The sequence below is a fragment of the Streptomyces sp. NPDC032745 genome (genome assembly GCF_055579465.1).
Genome location: NZ_JBVING010000001.1, coordinates 265,960 through 283,833 on the forward strand (window position 1 = coordinate 265,960; position 17,874 = coordinate 283,833).

The following is a 17,874-nucleotide window of genomic DNA, read 5'->3' on the forward strand; positions in this document are numbered from 1 at the left end:
ACGTGTCGCTCACGATCGGAATCGTCGGCCTGCCGAATGTCGGCAAGTCGACCCTGTTCAACGCCCTGACCAAGAACGACGTGCTGGCGGCCAACTACCCGTTCGCCACCATCGAGCCGAACGTCGGCGTCGTCGGCGTCCCGGACCCGCGCCTGGCGGTCCTGGCCGGCATCTTCGGCTCGCAGAAGATCCTCCCGGCGACGGTCGACTTCGTCGACATCGCGGGCATCGTCCGCGGCGCCTCGGAGGGCGAGGGCCTGGGCAACAAGTTCCTCGCGAACATCCGCGAGTCGGATGCGATCTGCCAGGTCATCCGTGCCTTCAAGGACGAGAACGTCGTGCACGTCGACGGCAAGGTCTCGCCGAAGGACGACATCGAGACGATCAACACCGAGCTGATCCTCGCCGACCTCCAGTCCATCGAGAAGGCCGAGCCCCGCCTGACGAAGGAGTCCCGCCTCCAGAAGGAGAAGGTCGCGGTCCTCGCGGCCGTCGTCGAGGCCAAGAAGATCCTCGAGGCCGGCGACACCCTCTTCTCCAAGGGCATCACCAAGGGCACGGAGCAGGGCGACCTCCTCCACGAGCTGCACCTGCTGACCACGAAGCCGTTCCTCTACGTCTTCAACGTGGACGAGGACGAGCTGGTGGACGACGCCTTCAAGGCGGAGCAGAGCGCACTGGTCGCCCCGGCGGAGGCGATCTTCCTGAACGCCAAGCTGGAGCAGGACCTCTCCGAGCTGGACGACGAGGAGGCCCTCGAGCTCCTCCAGTCGGTCGGCCAGGACGAGCCCGGCCTGGCCACCCTCGGCCGCGTCGGCTTCGCCACCCTGGGCCTCCAGACGTACCTGACGGCCGGCCCGAAGGAAACCCGCGCCTGGACCATCAAGCAGGGCGCCACGGCCCCCGAGGCGGCCGGCGTGATCCACACCGACTTCCAGCGCGGCTTCATCAAGGCCGAGGTCATCTCCTTCGCGGACCTGGTCGCCTGTGGCTCGGTCACCGAAGCCCGCGCCAAGGGCAAGGCCCGCATGGAGGGCAAGGACTACGTCATGCAGGACGGCGACGTGGTCGAGTTCCGCTTCAACGTCTAACACGTTCGGTGAAAGGCCGTCTGACCTGCGGCGGAGCGGGTTGGGCGGCCTTTGCGGTCCGCACAGAGTCCGCAGCGTGCTGACTTCGGTCAGCGCGCGGGGGAGCGGCTACGCCGCTTCGTTGACCAGCGGCTGGGCATCGGCGGACTGGTCCGCGTACGCCTTGTCGACGGCGGCCCGGGTCCGCTCCTCGGAGTCGGGCCACAGGTGGGTGTAGATGTTCAGCGTCATGGCCGCGTTGGTGTGCCCGAAGTGCTTCGGGTAGGTCTTCACTAGGACTCGTTCCCGCCTAGTCGGCAGGCCTACGCGAGTAAGGGTGCGAGGTCGACAAGCATCGACAAGGCAGCCGGTGCACGTGGATCGATCCGTCAGCGTGCCCCCGTTCTCCGCATACCTGTCTCCTCGCACCGGCCATGCCGCGATGGGTGACGGGTGAGATGAGCAGCTTGGGACACTACAGCGGACCCCAGGTGCATGGTCGACCGCTCGTCTGTCCGACCGCCTGGCGGTTCTTCGCTGCTGGTTTCACGATGGCCCGTGTTCGCGCCGAATCTTCTCAATCTGATCAGCGATGAAGGATTGCAGTTCTCCGGTGCAGCGAAACCATTCCGTATTGCCGTCTCGGTATTGCGCAAACTTCTTATGGTAGGCTCGCTCTTCCTCTCGCCCGCCCTCTTCTAGTAGGACAACGTGCTCTGCACGCAGGGCGAGAGTGCGGATCCGGCGTCGCAAATCGGTGGTAATTCCAATTTTCACGCGATTCCCGTTTCGCATGAAATAGACCATCGATGAGTGTTTGCGTGACGGGATTTCCCAGCGGATTGACGGGGAAGAAGCTTCCTCGGCTAGGGCTTCCCCGGACAAGGTGCTTCCGTATCGAGCTGCTGCCGCAGCAAGGCGGACAGCGCGACGACGACGCTGTTCCTCCTCGAACCGCTCACGTTGGCGAAGTCGATGCTGCTCGATGATGCGGTCCATTACCTCTTGGTCTTCGCGGCTGAGGGCTATCGCCTTCAGGAAGCCGCCCCACACCGTCATGGCCATTGACACCATGAAGCCGATGACAATTCCGGTCCATGGCGACTTCTGCCAGCTTGCCGCGGTGCCAGCGGTGAGGATAATTCCCTGGCATGCCCAGGCGTAGCGCCGAAATGGGCGCGCGAAGCTCCTTTCGTGGCGGTACGCGAGTTCCGCTAAGAGGAGGGAGATCCATAAGAGGATTGCTAGGCAGAATTGTCCGCCGAGGCACCAGGTGTCGAGTGTGCCGGTTCCCATCTTGGCTATTTCCGGGAGGAGTACTCCTCCTTCCATGCCAGCGATCAGGAGCACGAGTAACAGGGCTAGCGCCCCTGCGAACTTCTCGCCGACGTCGTGCCCTTCGCGCGAGCTGGGCGGGGGGACGGTCATCTCACTCCTTGTGGACGAGTGGCGGTCGGACGATGTACCAGTCACATGGGGCCAGCAAGGATCCTCCCACGGACCTCTGACACGCCCCGTGGCTGAGGCTGTCATGAGGCCTGCGTGGTAGGGGATTTGGCCGGCTGCGTCCGTAGCAGCACGTCACTGCCATGCCGATCAGGACAGCGGTGCTGCGAGTGTCTGTGGCCCAGTCACCCTCGATAGAGGTGTCTGGTACCTGTCCCGGGTCGGCCCGTGGGGAAGTGCGTCGGAATCTTGGTCCTCGGCTTACCCTCGCCAGGGTGATCCGTACGCCTTGTCCACTGCGGCCCGCGTCCGCTCCTCGGAGTCGGGCCACAGGTGGGTGTAGATGTTCAGCGTCATGGCCGCGTTGGTGTGGCCGAGGCGCTCGGAGACGGTCTTCACCGACTCGCCGTGCTTGATCAGCAAGCTGGCGTAGTGGTGCCGGAGGGAGTGGGGTCCGGTGCCCTTCGCTATTCCGGCCTTCGCGCAGGCGGGCCGCCAGGACCCATCCATGAAGTGCGTGTAGACCACGGGTCCGCCCTGCGGCGCCGTGAAGACCCAGCTCTCGGGCCCATCGGCGGGGAAGTCCCGCAGGTGGGCCTTCATCGCATCCACCGCCACGCGGGGGAGTGGAACCGTTCGGTGCGAGCGGGCGGTCTTCGGCGGTCCGACGTACACGCCGTGCTTGGCCGTCTGCTGGATCTGCTGCTCGACCGAGACGGTTGCGTGCAGCAGGTCGAGGTGGCGGACCTGGAGGCCGAAGAGCTCGCCTGGGCGGAGCCCTGTGGAAGCGCCCAGCAGGACCAGGCCCTTGTAGCGCCGGGGTATCTCCTCGGCCAGCGTCCGGACCTGCTCGACCGCGAGCGGAACCACCTTCTTCCGGGGCACTGAGGGCAGCTTCGCGTCGGTGCAGGGGTTGTGCGGAATCATGCGGTCGCGGACCGCTGCTCGGAAGACCGCGTTGACCGTGTTGAAGACGGTGCGGGAGGTGCTCGCGGCGAGCTTGTGGGTGGTCGTCAGGCTGGTGATCCAGCTCTGTACGTCACCGGGCTTGATGGCGCCGAGTGCCCGCCTCTCCCAGACGGGGTAGGCGTAGCAGCGCAGGTGCTGGGCCACGGCCTTGGCCGTCGAAGGCCGGTGCGGCTGGCTGGCCCGCCACTCCTCCGCGTACTCCTTGAAGGGCTTCTTCGCCGACCTCGGGTCGACGTACTGGCCGGTGACCACGCTGGTCGTGACCTCGTCGAGCCAGCGCTGGGCGTCGATCTTGCGGTCGAAGTGGCGCGCATGCTCCTTGCCGTCGAGGTCGCGGTAGCGGGCGCGCCATTTGCCGTTGGGTCGCTTCTGGATGTTCGCCAAGTGGGTCTTCTTTCCTCGGTGGTTAGTGGTAGTAGCCGCCGCTTTCGATGTACTCGGCGAGGGCGCGGGCCTCGCGCTCTTCGCCCATGAGGCGGAGGACCTGCAGGTGGATGCCCTTCGAGCCCTCGGGGTGCGCCTCGATGTACTCGGAGATGGCGACGACCGCGTGGTGGAGTCGGTCCTGCGCGTCTCGGGACTCGTAGAACGCCTCGACTGCCTCCTGGACGATGCGCCGACCGTCGAGGTCGAGACCGTCCAGGGGCGGTGACATGAGCTCTTCGAGGGGCAGCTCGAAGACGCGGGCGAAGCCGAGCGCCTCATCGAGGGTGATCTTGCGGCGCGGGTTGCCGTTCTCGATGCGCCAGACGGCGGTCTGGTTCATCGGCACGCCGGCCTTGGTCATGCGGGCGGCCAGTTCGGTCGTGCTCCACCCCCTGACCTCGCGCTCCAGCCCGATGCGTGCCGCCGCGTTGCCCTCGCTGTAGAGCAGCGGCGCGCTGCCGTCGCCTGGTCCGTCCTTCATGTGTCACCCTCCGTCTCATGTCCAGTGGCTATCCCAATTGAAACATGGCCTCTCCGGTTTGACTAATCCCGCTCCGCGTGGCACTGTCTAGGTGAAATGGAAAGCCGCCTAGCCGAATGGGAAAATCTTGGGTCCCTACCTCACCACCGCCGAAGTGGCGGAGCGCTACCGCACCGCCGAGAGCACAGTCCGGTACTGGCGTCACACGGGCTACGGCCCTCGGGGCGTGAAGGTCGGCCGCCGAGTCCTCTACAGCGAATCCGAGCTCGCTCGCTTCGACCAGGAACTGCTCAGCCAGGACGGGCTGCGCGGTGACTGGGCTCTCGGAGCTTGATGGCCGCCGACCCTGACACGGCGACAGCCCACGGCGTGAACGCCGCGCCCGAGAGTGAATCGAATCGAACCGGTGGAGCCGGTTCCGACAACCCGATGCCCCACCAGAAGGAGTTCATATTGCTGCACCCCGCGACCCCGAACACCCCTGCCGCTCATCAGGCCGGATGGCCTCCGGTGGCGGTACCCGGCCAGCCTGGCATCCTTCGGGACCAGGTCCCCGCAGAGGCTGAAGAGGTACCACCTGCCGAGCCTGCAGAGATTCCGGACGCGCCGGCTACCGAGGGCGCCGAGCTGCTGTCAGAACTACGGGAACAGATCGCCCGCTTCGTGATCCTGCCCTCCGAGCGAGCCCTGGACGCGGTCACGCTGTGGGTCGCCGCGACTCACCTCCAGCCCGCCTGGCAGCACGCCCCGCGCCTGGCCGTGGTCGGCCCCGCGAAGCGGTGCGGCAAGTCACGGCTGCTGGATGTGCTGACCGAGACGGTCCACGAGCCGATGCTCACCATCAACACCACTCCGGCGGCGATCTTCCGGTCCATCACCGAGGAGCCGCCCACGCTCCTCGTGGACGAGGCGGACACCATCTTCGGCACCCCGAAGATGGCCGAGAAGAACGAGGAGATGCGCGGCCTGCTCAACGCGGGTCACCAGCGCAATCGGTACGTCACCCGGGTGGTCGGCAACGACCACACGCCCCACAGGTTCGCCACCTTCGCCATGGCGGCCCTGGCGGGGATCGGCGACCTGCCCGACACGATCATGGACCGCTCAGTGGTCATCCGCATGAGGCGCCGGGCCGAGGGCGAGAGCGTGCATCCCTTCCGCTCCCGCCGCGACACCCCGTCCCTCCACAATCTCCGCGACCGCATCGCCGCATGGGCAAGGCCGCTGCTTGACGAGGCTGCAGACCTTGAACCGCCGATGCCAGTCGAGGACCGTGCTGCCGACACCTGGGAACCGCTGGTCATCACCGCCGACCTTGCGGGCGGCCCGTGGCCCCGCCTGGCGCGCGCCGCCTGCGCGCAGATGGTCGCCGACGAGCTCCAGGCCGAGGAGGACAACCCCGGTGGCGCACGCATCCTCGCCGACATCCGTCGCGTCTTCTTCGCCCAGCGCGAGCCGGAGAGCCTGACCACCGACGAGATACTCAGCGCCCTGCGCGGAGACGCCGAAGGTCCGTGGGCGGACTGGGGACGCAGCGGCCTGATCGCTCGCGAACTCGGTTCCCTGCTCCGCGAGTACGGCATCAGGCCGGGCAACGTCCGCCTCGCGGACAAGACCCAGCGCAAGGGCTACACCCGCAACAAGTTCCTTGACGCCTGGCGCCGGTACTGCCCCGGTGTCCACCCCGTCGACGCCGGCCCCGCCTCGATCGAGGGCTGAGACCCGCCCACCCCGGTTGCCGTCCGTGCCGTCCCTGCCGTCGCACCGCAGGTCAGACGCATGCAGCCAAGACGGCAACCGGGGCCAAGACGGAAGTCGATCAACGCTGGCCGCGCCGCACCACTGATACGCCGCCCGCATCCGTCTTGCCGCGTCCCAGGCGTCCTTGCCGTATCGCCGCAGGTCACAGGATGCCCGCCGGGACGGAACCAAGACGGAGCGCCGCGTCGCTGCCGTACCCCGTCTGACCTGCGCTTGCAACGGCCAAGACGGCAAAGACGGGCCACCGCAACAACCCCGCCACCCCTTGGAGTACTCGCACCACATGGCCACCCTCGCGCCACCTGCCCAGATAGCCATGCCCGGCCGCGCCACAGCCTGGGACCACGCAGCGATCCTCGCCCTTGGTGCCGCCGGATGCGCGCTCTCGTACGACGCCTTGCAGCAGATGGCCGTGGCCATCCACGTCCGCGGATTTCTGACGTACCTTTTCCCGCTGCTCATCGACGGATTCATCGCCTACGGCGTGCGTGCTCTGATCATCCTGAGGGGCGCCCCGTTCCGCGCCCGCCTGTACGTATGGACCCTCTTCGGCACCGCCACCGCCGCCAGCACCTGGGCCAACGCCCTCCATGCGGTACGCCTCAACCAACAGACGGCCTCAGGCACTCTGCAGCTGAGCGACCTCACGGTCGGCATCCTCTCCACCCTTGCCCCGCTCGCACTCGCGGGGGCCGTTCACCTCCGCATACTCATCACCCGCGAGACAGGTTCCGAAGCGGACACGGCGCGGGACTCGGCGGTAGTGGACGAGGAGCTGAAGCCCCAGGCGCCAGGTGGCCGGCCGCCGGACGCATCCCTCGACCGGATCGTGGAAATCGGACGCGCCGCCGCAGCGCAGCAAGGACGCCTCACCCGGGCAGTGGTCCGGCAGGCAGTAACGGACGAGGGCCTCAAGCTAGGCGGCGAACGGCTGACCGACGCGATGAACATCCTGCGACCCGAGTTCAAGACTGACGCCAACCTCGGCTGATTGCCGAGACGACGTTCCTGATCGGGTGGTCGGAACCCTTCCGACCACCCGATCACTCGCCCCGTACGCCCCGTGCGGACCCTCCTCACCAGGGGGCAGAGCACCACGGCCTCGATCCCAGACGCACGCTGCCCCGTTGGCGCGGTCGAGCCGCCGCCCGCTGTCCCACGCATCGCGAAGGAGACTCACCTTGATCGACAACACAAACGACGCTGCCTCCGGAGAGAGGAGTCCTGACGTCCCGTTCCCATCCGATGAAGCGGGAAGACAGGCCACAACCGCAATGCCGACCGCGAGCGGAGCAAGTTGGGCGGGAAGGGGACCTTCCCGCAAGGCCGACCGAGGCCGAGCAAGTTATCCCTTTGGATACTCCACCGTCGGCGGAGCATCCAAAGGGGTCGCCCGGCACCAGGGGGCGCCGGACGGGGAAGCTGCGGCCGAGGGCGGCCCGCAGCTTGAAGAGGGCCGACACCTGGCCCAACGGGCCAGCGCGAGAGATCGCGCAGAGCCGCTCTCCCGAATCCGGAGGCGTCACCGGAAGCCCTCGCAGCGCAAGATCGTCTGCACGGTCCGCCTGAGTGAAGAGGAGCTGGTCGAGATCAGCGCGGGCGCCCAGGTCTCCAACATGACGACCGCTGGCTTCCTCGCGCACTGCGCGCTTGCCGCGTCGAGTGACCTGAACCGCACAGCCGCTGAGGTTGCCGGTGAACGAGAGATCGTTGTCGAGATCTTCGCCGCGCGACGCCAGCTCGGGTACATCGGCAACAACCTGAACCAGGCTGCCAAGGCACTGAACTCGGGGGCTGATGGTGTTGGTGCCCACTCCGTGCTGGAAGCCGTCCATCGCACGGCGAAGAGGCTGGACGATGCCGTGACGCGGCTGATTGATCACCGGAACGCCCGGCCGGATCGATCCGCTTCGTAGACCGGACGCGAGGCCCACGCTATGCGGCTGCCGGCGTTCCACCCGCTGCGTCCAGGAGGACCGCCCAGTCCCGCACCTCGGCGACGTGGCTCGGCTGGAGACCGGTGTAAGGGTCCGGCTGGACGAGGAGGGTGGGGTAGCCGCGGGCGGTGCGTTCGGCGGCCCAGGTGTGGTCGGCGGCGGCGAAGTCGTCGTCGATCCAGACGGCGGGGGCCTTGCCGAGCCAGGGGTCGACGTGGTCGCGCTTCCAGAGGTATCCGTCGGGATGGCTGGTGGCGATCTGTGGGCGGGGGAGGTCGAGGTAGGGGAAGTCCGGCACTCCCACAAGCGGCCCGATGATCGTGGTGGCGTCCTTGCGCCAGCTCGTGCACCAAACCGGGGTGACGAGGCCGCTGGCCAGGAGATCGGTGAGCACCGGGCCGTGGCTGGGGTCGAGCCAGATGGGGACGGGATCGTCGGGGTGCCGGCCAGTGGGCAGCACGGTGTGGCGGACGTGGGTGGGCGGGGTGCTGCCATCTGCCGCCGGGAACGGGATGAGGACGCCGTCGATGTCCAAGAGCAGGTAGGGCAGGGTCATTGGTGCCTCCCGGGTCAGCGTTTGCGGGCGGTGATCAGGAGGGTGGTCGGCCACGGGTCGCGGCGAGGGTGACGCAGCTCCAACGCCGAGGTGATGCGCAGGCCGTTACGCGCGAGGTGTGCGCCCCAGCGGCGGGCATCGAACTCCCATCGGGCGATGGGTAGCCGGGTGTGGTCGGGCATGGTGACGTAGTCCTCGCGCGGACGGTCGTCCGTGGATGGATGTCTTCCGGCCCGTGCCGGGTGCGGGACGGAGAAAGCCAGGACTCCAGCCGGCTTGAGGCGGCGGGAGATCGCGGCGAGCAGGAGCTCGGGGGCGACGAGGCCGACGGCGCCGAAGACGGAGTAGATCGCGTCGAAGCTCTGGCCGGTGGCCTGCAGGTGGTGCAGCGCGTGCCCGGCAGCGAAGGTAGCGCCGTCGAGGTGGCCGTAGTGGGACCGGGCGCGGCGGATCTGGAGTCCGACGAGGTCCACGCCGGTGACGCGGGCCTGGTGGTGCTTGGCGAGGTGGGCCACGTTGTGGCCGGGTCCGCAGCCCAGCTCCAGGAGGCGCTTGCCGCGTAGGTCCCGTCCCAGAATCTCAGCTCCGGGACCGAGGCCCGCATGGGTGCTCCACTCCATCCGGGCCGGTGCGGTGAGCGCATGGGCGGGGGAGGCGGCTATGCGCTGGGCTGCGTGGGCGTACCAGGGGGAGACCTGGGCGAGCACCTAGACCTCCAGGAGTTGGACCACGTCGTTCAGGTGGCGGCGGACGACGGGGATGTACGCGGGGTCCTTGGCCGGGTCGTTGATCCAGCGGATGGCCTGCTCCATGAACCACTCCACGGCCCACAGGCGGTGCCAGCCCAGGGCCCATGCCTCGGCCGCCAGGCCGCCTCGGGCGGCCAAGGCGTCCTCGTGGCCACCTGAGGTGACGTACTGCTCAAGGAACACCCGCAGTCGGACGGGGCTCGGCGCCTCGGTGGTGCCGTGGTACGAGGCAAGGTCGATCAGGCCGGGGCCGGTGAAGGCACGGGCGAAGTCGAGGAGGTGCCAGCCGTCCTCACCGATGTGGACGCTGGTGGGGTGGAACTCCGAGTGGACCCAGCCGAACGGGTCGAGCGTCGCCCCCTGGACGCGGGCGTCGGCCGCAGCGGAGATCTTCCCCAGTGCGGTCTCGATGTCGTCGCAGTCCGTCCAGCGGTCGGCCTTCCGCAGCCGCTGGAGGTGATCGAGGGCTCGGCCGGGCAAGGCCGCGAGGCCCGCGCCGTCGAGGAGGGGCAGGCCGCCGGCCGGGCGGGCGGCGTGGAGCATCACGGCGGCGGCGACGCCATCGAGGTCGTCGGCATCCCGTGCGGGGGTGCCGAGGTCGTCCATGAGCATCCCGAGCCACTTGTCCTGCATGGCGGTGGCGTGGAGCTCGGGGACTGGGAGCCCGCGCTGGTGGGCGATCCGCAGGGCCTGGGACTCGCGGTCGAAGGGCTCCTTGGCGTACTTGAAGACGGCGGTTCCACCGTCGGGGAACGTGACGCGTTCGACGCCAGACATACCCCAGACGCGGATCTCGGCACGTTCAGGCATGGGCTTGCCGACGAGCGCGCACAGGTCGTTCAGCAGGGCGGCGGTCAGGCTCTGGTCCATGGGGGTCTCCAGGGGGCTGGTGGCTGGTGGCTGGTGGGCTCCGGGGCGGACGAGCGGGTCAGCCCGCCCCGGAGCCGTACGGGGGTTGGGGTTACTCGGCCGCGGTCACGCGGTGGGCGTAGACCTGCTCGATCCAGCCCGCCTTGAACGCGGTGAGGTCGTCACGGAAGTTGGCCATCGAGGCACCGTAGGGCGCGACGACCCCGCCGGACTGGTCCGGCACGGACTGGCAGCCGTGCACGAGCCGGCCACCGAGCGCGGCGTGCGCCTTGATGGACTCGATCCGGCGGTGCTCGTTGAACCAGCCGCCGTGGTAGACCTCGTCCAGCATTCCGCCCGTCTCGTCGTCGAGGTCGAAGACGACGGAGGTGGCGGCGGGGAAGAACCAGCACGGGCCGGCGTTGGAGATGTGCCCGTTCAGCTCGACCTTGTTGAGCGCCATGAGCGTGGCAGCCTCGCGCAGCATGCGCAGGTGGTCGGCAGTGATCTGCGGGAGGCCGAGGCCGGCCAGGTGCTCCGCGCGGAAGAGGTACGAGTACACCCCGTACGCGGTGGCCAGCACGCGGGCCGCATCCGACGTGGACTCGCCGTGGTTTTTGATGAAGTCGAGCGCGAGCTGCTCGACCGAGCTCTCGGTCGTCTCGTCCACGTCGAGGAGCTGGGACTTGACCAGTTCCCAGTCGGCGACGAGCCAGGTGTTGGACTCGAAGCGGAAGAAGTACTCGGCCGGGTCGATGGTGATGCGCCGGCCGTCGACCTGGATGCCGGGCAGGCGGCTCCAGCGCGCGTCGAAGGCGTCGGGCAGCTCGACCGTGATGGTCGCGGTGTCGATGGTGGTCACCGTGTCTCCGTCTCTGATCGGCCGGGCTCGGGCATAGGAATGCCCGAGCCCGGTAGGGCGTACGGAACTTGGGGGCCGCCCGGCCCGAGAGTGGGGCGGCTGTCGATAAGTGAACCGCCCGCTACGCAGAGTGGGTACCGTGTGACCGACGCCAAGCGGTATACGCGGTTTACAGCTCCGGAGCGGAGGAGAGCGTGCCAGCGCCGACCAACCCCAACCCCCGCCTGCGCGACACGATCAACGCCGCCGGGTGCACGTACGAATCGCTCGCCAAGGACGTACGTCGCATCGCCGCCGAGAACGGCGAGCTGCTCCAGACCAACAAGTCCGCGATCTCCCACTGGGCCAATGGCACCCGCGCCCCGTCGGGCCAGGCCGGCCAGTACCTCGCCGAAGCCCTCTCTCGTCGACTCGGCCGCATCGTCACCCCCACCGAGATCGGCCTTCAGGCGGGGGACGGCGAGGCCACCTCGAACGGCGACCCGGTCGTCACCGTCACCGACCTCGGCCGCGCGGACGTCGAGCGCCGCCGCTTCCTAGCCATCGCCGCCTTCACCACGGCCGGCGTAGCCATGCCGCTCCTCCATGACCACGAAGCCACGTCCCGGATGCTCCGCGCCCGCACCGGCCGCTGCCTCGTCGGCGTCGAGGACATCGACGTCGTACGGCACATCACCACGGCCTTCAGCGCTGCCGACGAGCGCCTGGGCGGCGGCCACGGCCTCACCACTGTCACTGCCTACCTCGCCGACACGGCTGCCCCGATGCTCCGAGGGCGCTTCCCCTCGGAGCCGTTACGCCAGGCCGCCTTCGGCGCCGTCGCCGAACTCGCATACCTCGCCGGATGGAAACACCACGACCTCGGCCACGAAGGCGCAGCCCAGCGCTACTACCAGGTCGGCTACCAGCTCGCCTGCGAAGCCGACCCCCACGGTCACGCGGCCTGGATGATGCGCGCCCTCGCCCACCAGGCCTTGAGCCTCAAGCAGCCCCACCACTGCGTCGACCTCGTCGAAGGCGCCTTGCGGCGCAGCCTCGGCCACGTCGACGGCCAGACCGAAGCCCTCCTCCACATCACCCACGCCCGCGCCTACGCAGCCACAGCCGAGAGCCCGTCGGCCGCACGAGCCCTCCTCGCCGCCGAAGACGCCCTCCTACGGGACGACGTCCCCCAGCCCAGCTACTCCCGCGTCAGCGGCCCCGCCGCCGGCACTGTGGCCAGCCATACCGCCCGCACGCTGACCGACCTCGCCGACCACATCGGCACGGAGCAGCAGCACAGAGACGCCCTAACACGCTGGGACCCGGAGAAGTACAAGCGCGTCCACGCCCTCACCCACGCCGACCTCGGCGACAGCCTGGCCGCCCAAGCCCGCGCTGACGAGGCCGTTGCCGCCTGGACCCGGGCCCTGCTGCTCATGGAAGGCATGACCTCAGACCGCACCCGGAAGGCGATCACCTCGATCCGCTCCACGCTCGCGGTCTACAAGCGCCGCCGCGTACCCGGAGCCGCCGATCTCGCCCGCCGTGCCCGCGAAGCCCTCGCCTAACATGCCCAACAATCCGCCTGACGAAGGGAACCCCCGTGGCTCAGCAGACCGATGACCGCTCCCAAGCCCTCAAGCCGGCGCTCGAATCGATGACCCTGCTGGTCGCGGCCGTCATCGTTCACGACAAGGTCACCAACCGAGTCGTGCTCCTCCAGCGCAGCGAGAACGCCAAGTTCGCCCAGGGAATGTGGGACCTCCCCGTCGGCAAGAGTGAACCGGGCGAGCCCATCACCGAGACCGCGGTCCGCGAGCTCTACGAGGAGACGGGCCTCACAGTGAAGCCCGAGTCCCTCAAGGTCGCCCACATCATCCACGGCGCCTGGGGCGTTGAAGCCCCCAACGGCTTCCTCACGGTCGTCTTCGCCGCCCACGACTGGACCGGCGAACCCGAGAACCGCGAACCCCGCAAGCACTCCCAAGTCTGCTGGGTCGACGCCAACACCATCCCCGACGCGTTCGTGGACACCACGGCCAGCGCCCTCCACCACTATCTGAACAACGGCGCCGCGGTCTCCGCGATGGGCTGGCCAAAAGCGTGAACATCATGCTCCCTGAACTGAACCCAGGGATCCGAGTCCTCGCGGTCGTCCACCGTCTGAGGCGATCTGCCGGGTCAGGCTAGAACGTACGGTGCGTCTGACCGGCATGCAGCCTGATCTCAGCTTGGATGGTTGCAGTGAAGGCGATCATTTGTTCCGTTGTGCCAAGCTCGGCGATGCGTCGAACGGCATACCCGATGGCCTGGTCAGTGCGCCCTTGAGCACGAAGCCATTCCAACATGGCATCGACATCAAGGTCTTGTCCCCCGCTGGGTCGCTGGCGGTTAGGACCTGCGGGTGCTCGGTGCTCTTGTGGCGTTGTCACGGGCGTGAGGAGCTCAATTTCCTGCTGGACCATGCTGTGCGTGGGTTCCGACTGGGCTGGGTCCGACTCTTTGTGAACTGTACCCCTCTGCGGGGGCGCAGGGCATTGTGTGGCTGGCAGCTCGTCCAGCACTGTGCGGTGCTTCGCCAGGACGGTCTGACCGAAATTTAGCGTTGTCCAGGACCAGGAAAATGACTGAGCGGTCCCAGCTAGCGTCAAGCCGTCGGACAAACCCAGCCCGGCCAAGGCGGGCTTGCCCTCCACCAGACCGACAGCGCCTGCCTGGGTTCTGGGAGCCTCCCAATGGAGGAGATCCGGGTAGATGAAGTTCTCAATGTGCTCTCGGTTTCCTGCGGAAATCGCTGCGAGGCGGACGGCTTCAGTCGCAATGTATTTGTAATCAGCGACAGTGGAAGGCGGTTCGTTGGTGGTAACGCTTCCCACCAAGGCGGCTGCCATCGTGGCGATTGTGTCTGTGTCTGTCCCCACGGCCTGAGCCGCGATTTGCAGGATGGAGATGGGGCGGCTTGAGCCGGCAACCGCCAAGGCTAGGGCGGCGACGACTGTATTCGTCCCGCTCCCTCTCGTGGCGGGTGAACGCAAGTCAAGCTTTTCGATAAGTAGCTCGTAGGCGGCCCGGAGGGATTCGAAATCCTCCTCCTGTAGCGCGGCGTTGCCAGAATGTGCAAACTCCTCAGCCGCGTTAAACATCTCGATCACTTCGAGAATCGTGGATTCCCAGGCAGCGTCCAGCGTTTTCTCGGCGCTGCGCTCCCAGGCGGAGCACCACAAGGAGAGCTCTGCCTGTTGGCGAATCATCGAGGGAAATTGATGCATCTCGTCAGCAATGCTGACCCACTCGGCGGGGTAAGGAGTTCGGCCGCGATCGAGCATGAACCCCAAAGTCATCGCGTGGAACAGAGCGCCAACAAGGGCCCGTGGGTGACCATGGGTGATCACAGCATCGATCAGAACATCCAGAAGATGCGAGCCAACCCGACTCGGGTCCTGCGCCGCCCAGACATGGGGCTGCACACGCATTGCGGCACCATTCCCTCCAGCGTCAGTCCACCCTTTGTAGAAGTTGCCGAACCAGGGAACACTAGCGCCTGCGATATGGGATGCCGCTGCCTTGGACGCCTTCCCACCGCCAAGGGCGTAACTAGTCCAGACGGGAAGCTCGATCTTCGAGAAGACTTCAGGATCGAAACCACTAGGGCGGATCGCCCGTCCGACTGCCAGGCGAAGTTGCGTGTCATCGCTGTAAGTTCCGGCGGGAAGTGGAACGGTTACCCCAAATTTTCCACCGATACGGCGTTTCCACTCGACCGGGTGCTGCAGGGTCCCCCCGGCTAGGCGTCGGCGGAGGCCCGCCTCGTCGGTCAACTCGCTGATGAATCCGAGTGCATCTGCCCAGGCTGCCCATAGCGCCGAGTGCAGTCGCTGCTGGATGTGCATACTTGGATCATTCGGGCTCATGTGAAGACCTTGGGTGCGCAGATGACAGGAACGGTAGGGGTTGATGGGAAGCTGGCAAACCAGCCGCTGATGTCGTCTGCGTGATGCTCCTCGCGCACATATATGCGCTGCAGCTGCGCCAGAGGTAGGCGGCTCGGGTACAGCACCTCCGCCTGTCGGTCAGTAGTCCAAGAGGTCGACTGCCCGGCCCTTCGTACCATCGGCTGAGAGTAGCGCCCGCTCACCACCTCGGCGAACAGTGCGTTCAATCCGTCCGCGCCCGTACCTCTGCGAACGGAGGGGTAGATATTGTTTGTGGTTGTGAAATAGACGCCAGGAGCGCTGAGGATCTCGGCTTCGAAGCTTAACGCGGCCCACCACACTTCATCGACCTCGTGCCATCGCTTGCTGGCATCGAACATGGAATCGTTGATGCGGGAAATGCTGAGATTGACATAGTCAAGCCAAGCGTGATCTTTCCGCGTGCTGCAATTGGGTGTATAGATATGCTCTACGTATTTCTCCGATGGGAGTCGATGTCGGCTGAGTACTGCGGATGTGCCAAGAATTCCTAGCAGTCCGAGATTGGTTGTGAAGTGGAGTGCCTCGGAGATCTTCCGGCTCGTGATGATCGATTCGACCGTGTCCTTGGTCTCCGGGGCGTCCTGGGTGGACGTCACAGGCGCACCTCCTCGTACGTGCCGACGGCCAAGAGGTTGATGAGTGTTGACGGATCGTCGGCCTTGTATCCCAAGGTCACCGTCTTCCGGGACCGGCCTACGCCCATGGCCAGCAGCCTGCGGAGCATGTCCAGCGTTGCATCGCCTTCCTCGTCGCCGTGAGGGGTGACCTGCTGGTTCAAGCCAAGCATGAACACATGGTCGAATTCCAGCCCCTTAGCCGAGTGGATGGTGCAGAGTGCGACTGACTCGGGCCCAGACGGCCACCCGGATGCGCGAGTCAGGTCACACCATGCGACGCCTTCGCGATCCAACTCCTGTCGGAGGTGGTCGAACCATCCGCCGCCCTTCGGGTGGAGGAACGCGACAGACTCGCTCGTCAGGTCGATCTCGTTGCGCAGACGTCGGATCGCGTAGTGCACTTGAGCGCTGAATCGGCCAACCGCGACAGTAGGGAGCGGGCCGTCGCGATCGGATGCGTGGAAGTCAGGGAGCGATCCGTCATCCTCGTTGGGTAGTCCTTCAACGAGTCCGCGCGCGAAGGCGGCAACCTGCCGGGTGTTCCGGTAGTTGCTGCGCAAGACGTGGGAGTTCGCGAGTTGGACGCCAGCCTCGGGCCAGGTGAAGAAGCGTGGGTAGATGCGCTGAGTCGCGTCCATGACGAATGTCGTGGTGTGTTCGGTACCAACGTGTGCAGCGATTGCACGTACCTGGTTGGCGCTGAAGTCCTGTGCCTCATCTGCGATCACGACATCCCAGGTCGGCTGCCCTTCTACCAAGGCAGCTTCCGCGGCGATGTCGTTCCAGTCGCGCCAGCCCTGCTTCTCTTTGTGTGCGGTATATGGAAGGACCACGTCGGTCAGTAGGCGCTGGCGAAGCGCTCGCTCGACGCGGGGAGCTTGGCCTCGCCCTTCTCGGCGGGCACCTAGGTAGTCCTCCAATTCGTCGGGGCGGAAGCGTCCCATGAGGTATTCGACCTCGTCGATGACGAAGTCGATTGGCAGTGGAACCGAAGCGGCCAAGCTACCGATGGCCGGCCGGGTTCGCTCGCGATCGACGAGGCCCTCATTGCCGACCATCCCGACTGCCCACTTGCTGAAGGTCGAAACGCGAAGGATCAGCCCCGGTGAACCGGAGACTTGCTGACGGGCTAGTTCTCCGACGTATCCCTGAAGAGTCTTATTGTAGGTAAGTACCAGCACTCGCACAGGGTCGACTAGTTGCAGTCGCTCGCGACGGCTAAGCCTGGTGGCGCACAGCTGCCGCAGACGCAACAACGCAGTGGTGGTCTTGCCGCTCCCGGCGGCGCCACGGACCAGATGAAAGCCCGGCCGCGTGTCGGCCAGGATCCGCATCTGCTCTGGGCTTGCTTCAACGTGCGACAGCAACCTCATGTGCACCCCCCACGGTTGGGTCCGGTGTTACGGACTCGCATGCCGTTCAGGCTAGGCCGAACGGTAGGAGCGGGTGCGACTTTCAGTACATCGGGTGAGAAGCCACATGTGGGATCTGGGCCAATTCCATGAAGCAGGCTCCATTTGTCGGAGACTGGGGCGGTCACCGTGGCCAGCTCGAGGTGCGTCTACGGCTGAGTCCAGCTGTTGGCGAAGTCGCACTGGAGGTCCGTCCAGCGGCGCTGCTCGTCGGGCACGTAGCCCTGGTGGCCGCGGAGGTGGGCCAGGGCATTGACCCACTGGTCCCAGAGGCCGTCGGGCTCCGTGAAGCGGTCGGCGTGGTGGGTGCCGAGTCGGGCGTCGAGGTGGAGGAGGGCGCCGAGGGCGGCTGGCTGGTCGTAGCGGAGGTCGGTGCGGGGGAGGTAGCGGTCGAGGTAGGCAGTGAGGATCTCGGCGTCCGCGTGCGTGCCGAAGCGGGCCAGGGCGAAGCAGTAGGCGCCGCCGGAGAAGCAGAACTCACTGGCCAGGAGCAGGTCGCCGACGCGTTCGCGGAACGTGTCGCGTCGGCCTACGCCGATTAGCCAGGCGGCGGTTAGGCGTGAGCGCCATTCGTAGCCGAGAAGGGCCTCCAGCTCGGCGTCGGTGATCGTGGCTGCGTCGTCGATGAGCTGACGGGTGAAGCGTTCGGCGTCTGGCCACCCGGGCCGCAGGACGCGACCGCTCTTCAGCGCGAGGTAGCGGGGGCGGCCCGAGTCCTTCCTCGTCACGTAGCGCTCGATCACGTAGCCGTAGCCGATCTCCTCGGGGTGCTGGAATGGCATC

The 17,874-nt window shown here is 66.8% G+C and carries 19 protein-coding genes; 7 read left to right on the forward strand and 12 right to left on the reverse strand.

Features of this window, described 5'->3' with window-relative positions; translation table 11 throughout:
• The first annotated feature begins 2 nt into the window (after nt 1-2).
• Complete coding sequence (ychF, locus tag ACZ5WG_RS01155) at nt 3-1,091, forward strand: redox-regulated ATPase YchF (RefSeq protein WP_468719742.1); 1,089 nt, start codon at nt 3-5, stop codon at nt 1,089-1,091.
• A 108-nt stretch (nt 1,092-1,199) separates the two neighbouring features.
• Here ychF and ACZ5WG_RS01160 read toward each other — a convergent pair whose 3' ends face one another.
• From ACZ5WG_RS01160 to ACZ5WG_RS01175, 4 genes are all read right to left on the reverse strand, one after another.
• Nucleotides 1,200-1,364: a hypothetical protein gene (locus ACZ5WG_RS01160; protein WP_468719743.1), complete on the reverse strand. Its 165-nt coding sequence runs from the start codon at nt 1,362-1,364 to the stop codon at nt 1,200-1,202.
• 252 nt (nt 1,365-1,616) lie between these two features.
• The gene (locus ACZ5WG_RS01165; RefSeq protein ID WP_468719744.1) at nt 1,617-2,498 is read right to left on the reverse strand and encodes a GIY-YIG nuclease family protein; all 882 of its coding nucleotides are present in this window, start codon (nt 2,496-2,498) and stop codon (nt 1,617-1,619) included.
• 279 nt (nt 2,499-2,777) lie between these two features.
• Nucleotides 2,778-3,869 carry a tyrosine-type recombinase/integrase gene (locus tag ACZ5WG_RS01170; protein ID WP_468719745.1) on the reverse strand — a complete coding sequence of 364 codons (1,092 nt, stop codon included), beginning with the start codon at nt 3,867-3,869 and terminating at the stop codon, nt 2,778-2,780.
• 22 nt (nt 3,870-3,891) lie between these two features.
• A complete protein-coding gene (locus ACZ5WG_RS01175) occupies nt 3,892-4,392 on the reverse strand; it encodes a helix-turn-helix domain-containing protein (RefSeq protein ID WP_190101491.1) in 501 nt (166 codons plus the stop codon).
• A gap of 127 nt (nt 4,393-4,519) precedes the next feature.
• Between ACZ5WG_RS01175 and ACZ5WG_RS01180 the strand changes: the two genes are divergently transcribed.
• From ACZ5WG_RS01180 to ACZ5WG_RS01195, 4 genes are all read left to right on the forward strand, one after another.
• Entirely contained in the window at nt 4,520-4,726 is a 207-nt protein-coding gene (locus tag ACZ5WG_RS01180; RefSeq protein ID WP_468719747.1) for a helix-turn-helix domain-containing protein, read from the forward strand.
• A 95-nt stretch (nt 4,727-4,821) separates the two neighbouring features.
• Nucleotides 4,822-6,111: a DUF3631 domain-containing protein gene (locus ACZ5WG_RS01185; protein ID WP_468719748.1), complete on the forward strand. Its 1,290-nt coding sequence runs from the start codon at nt 4,822-4,824 to the stop codon at nt 6,109-6,111.
• Nucleotides 6,112-6,436: 325 nt separating this feature from the next.
• On the forward strand, nt 6,437-7,144 hold the full coding sequence (locus tag ACZ5WG_RS01190) for a DUF2637 domain-containing protein (protein ID WP_468719750.1): 708 nt from the start codon (nt 6,437-6,439) through the stop codon (nt 7,142-7,144).
• 283 nt (nt 7,145-7,427) lie between these two features.
• Nucleotides 7,428-8,069, forward strand: a complete 642-nt coding sequence (locus tag ACZ5WG_RS01195; protein ID WP_468720477.1) for a plasmid mobilization protein — start codon at nt 7,428-7,430, stop codon at nt 8,067-8,069.
• Nucleotides 8,070-8,088: 19 nt separating this feature from the next.
• Here ACZ5WG_RS01195 and ACZ5WG_RS01200 read toward each other — a convergent pair whose 3' ends face one another.
• The 4 genes from ACZ5WG_RS01200 to ACZ5WG_RS01215 form a co-directional block, all read right to left on the reverse strand.
• Nucleotides 8,089-8,646 (reverse strand): HAD domain-containing protein, encoded by a 558-nt coding sequence (locus ACZ5WG_RS01200; RefSeq protein ID WP_468719752.1) that lies wholly within the window; start codon nt 8,644-8,646, stop codon nt 8,089-8,091.
• Between the two features lie 14 nt (nt 8,647-8,660).
• Complete coding sequence (locus ACZ5WG_RS01205; RefSeq protein ID WP_468719754.1) at nt 8,661-9,353, reverse strand: class I SAM-dependent methyltransferase; 693 nt, start codon at nt 9,351-9,353, stop codon at nt 8,661-8,663.
• Nucleotides 9,354-10,205, reverse strand: a complete 852-nt coding sequence (locus tag ACZ5WG_RS01210; protein WP_468720478.1) for a phosphotransferase family protein — start codon at nt 10,203-10,205, stop codon at nt 9,354-9,356.
• Nucleotides 10,206-10,356: 151 nt separating this feature from the next.
• Complete coding sequence (locus ACZ5WG_RS01215; RefSeq protein WP_468719755.1) at nt 10,357-11,106, reverse strand: hypothetical protein; 750 nt, start codon at nt 11,104-11,106, stop codon at nt 10,357-10,359.
• A 194-nt stretch (nt 11,107-11,300) separates the two neighbouring features.
• Here ACZ5WG_RS01215 and ACZ5WG_RS01220 point away from each other — a divergent pair, with 194 nt between their 5' ends.
• Together ACZ5WG_RS01220 and ACZ5WG_RS01225 are read left to right on the forward strand one after the other, a co-directional pair.
• The gene (locus ACZ5WG_RS01220; protein WP_468719756.1) at nt 11,301-12,656 is read left to right on the forward strand and encodes a tetratricopeptide repeat protein; all 1,356 of its coding nucleotides are present in this window, start codon (nt 11,301-11,303) and stop codon (nt 12,654-12,656) included.
• A gap of 35 nt (nt 12,657-12,691) precedes the next feature.
• Nucleotides 12,692-13,195, forward strand: a complete 504-nt coding sequence (locus ACZ5WG_RS01225; protein WP_468719758.1) for an NUDIX domain-containing protein — start codon at nt 12,692-12,694, stop codon at nt 13,193-13,195.
• Nucleotides 13,196-13,274: 79 nt separating this feature from the next.
• Here ACZ5WG_RS01225 and ACZ5WG_RS01230 read toward each other — a convergent pair whose 3' ends face one another.
• The 4 genes from ACZ5WG_RS01230 to ACZ5WG_RS01245 form a co-directional block, all read right to left on the reverse strand.
• The gene (locus tag ACZ5WG_RS01230) at nt 13,275-14,999 is read right to left on the reverse strand and encodes an ADP-ribosylglycohydrolase family protein (protein WP_468719759.1); all 1,725 of its coding nucleotides are present in this window, start codon (nt 14,997-14,999) and stop codon (nt 13,275-13,277) included.
• A complete protein-coding gene (locus tag ACZ5WG_RS01235; RefSeq protein WP_468719761.1) occupies nt 14,996-15,658 on the reverse strand; it encodes a DarT ssDNA thymidine ADP-ribosyltransferase family protein in 663 nt (220 codons plus the stop codon). The genes ACZ5WG_RS01230 and ACZ5WG_RS01235 overlap by 4 nt, the downstream gene beginning before the upstream one ends.
• Nucleotides 15,655-17,052, reverse strand: a complete 1,398-nt coding sequence (locus ACZ5WG_RS01240) for a 3'-5' exonuclease (RefSeq protein WP_468719762.1) — start codon at nt 17,050-17,052, stop codon at nt 15,655-15,657. Before ACZ5WG_RS01240 ends, ACZ5WG_RS01235 begins: the two co-directional genes overlap by 4 nt.
• A gap of 188 nt (nt 17,053-17,240) precedes the next feature.
• The gene (locus ACZ5WG_RS01245) at nt 17,241-17,873 is read right to left on the reverse strand and encodes a DUF6000 family protein (RefSeq protein WP_468719764.1); all 633 of its coding nucleotides are present in this window, start codon (nt 17,871-17,873) and stop codon (nt 17,241-17,243) included.
• Nucleotide 17,874: the final 1 nt, after the last annotated feature.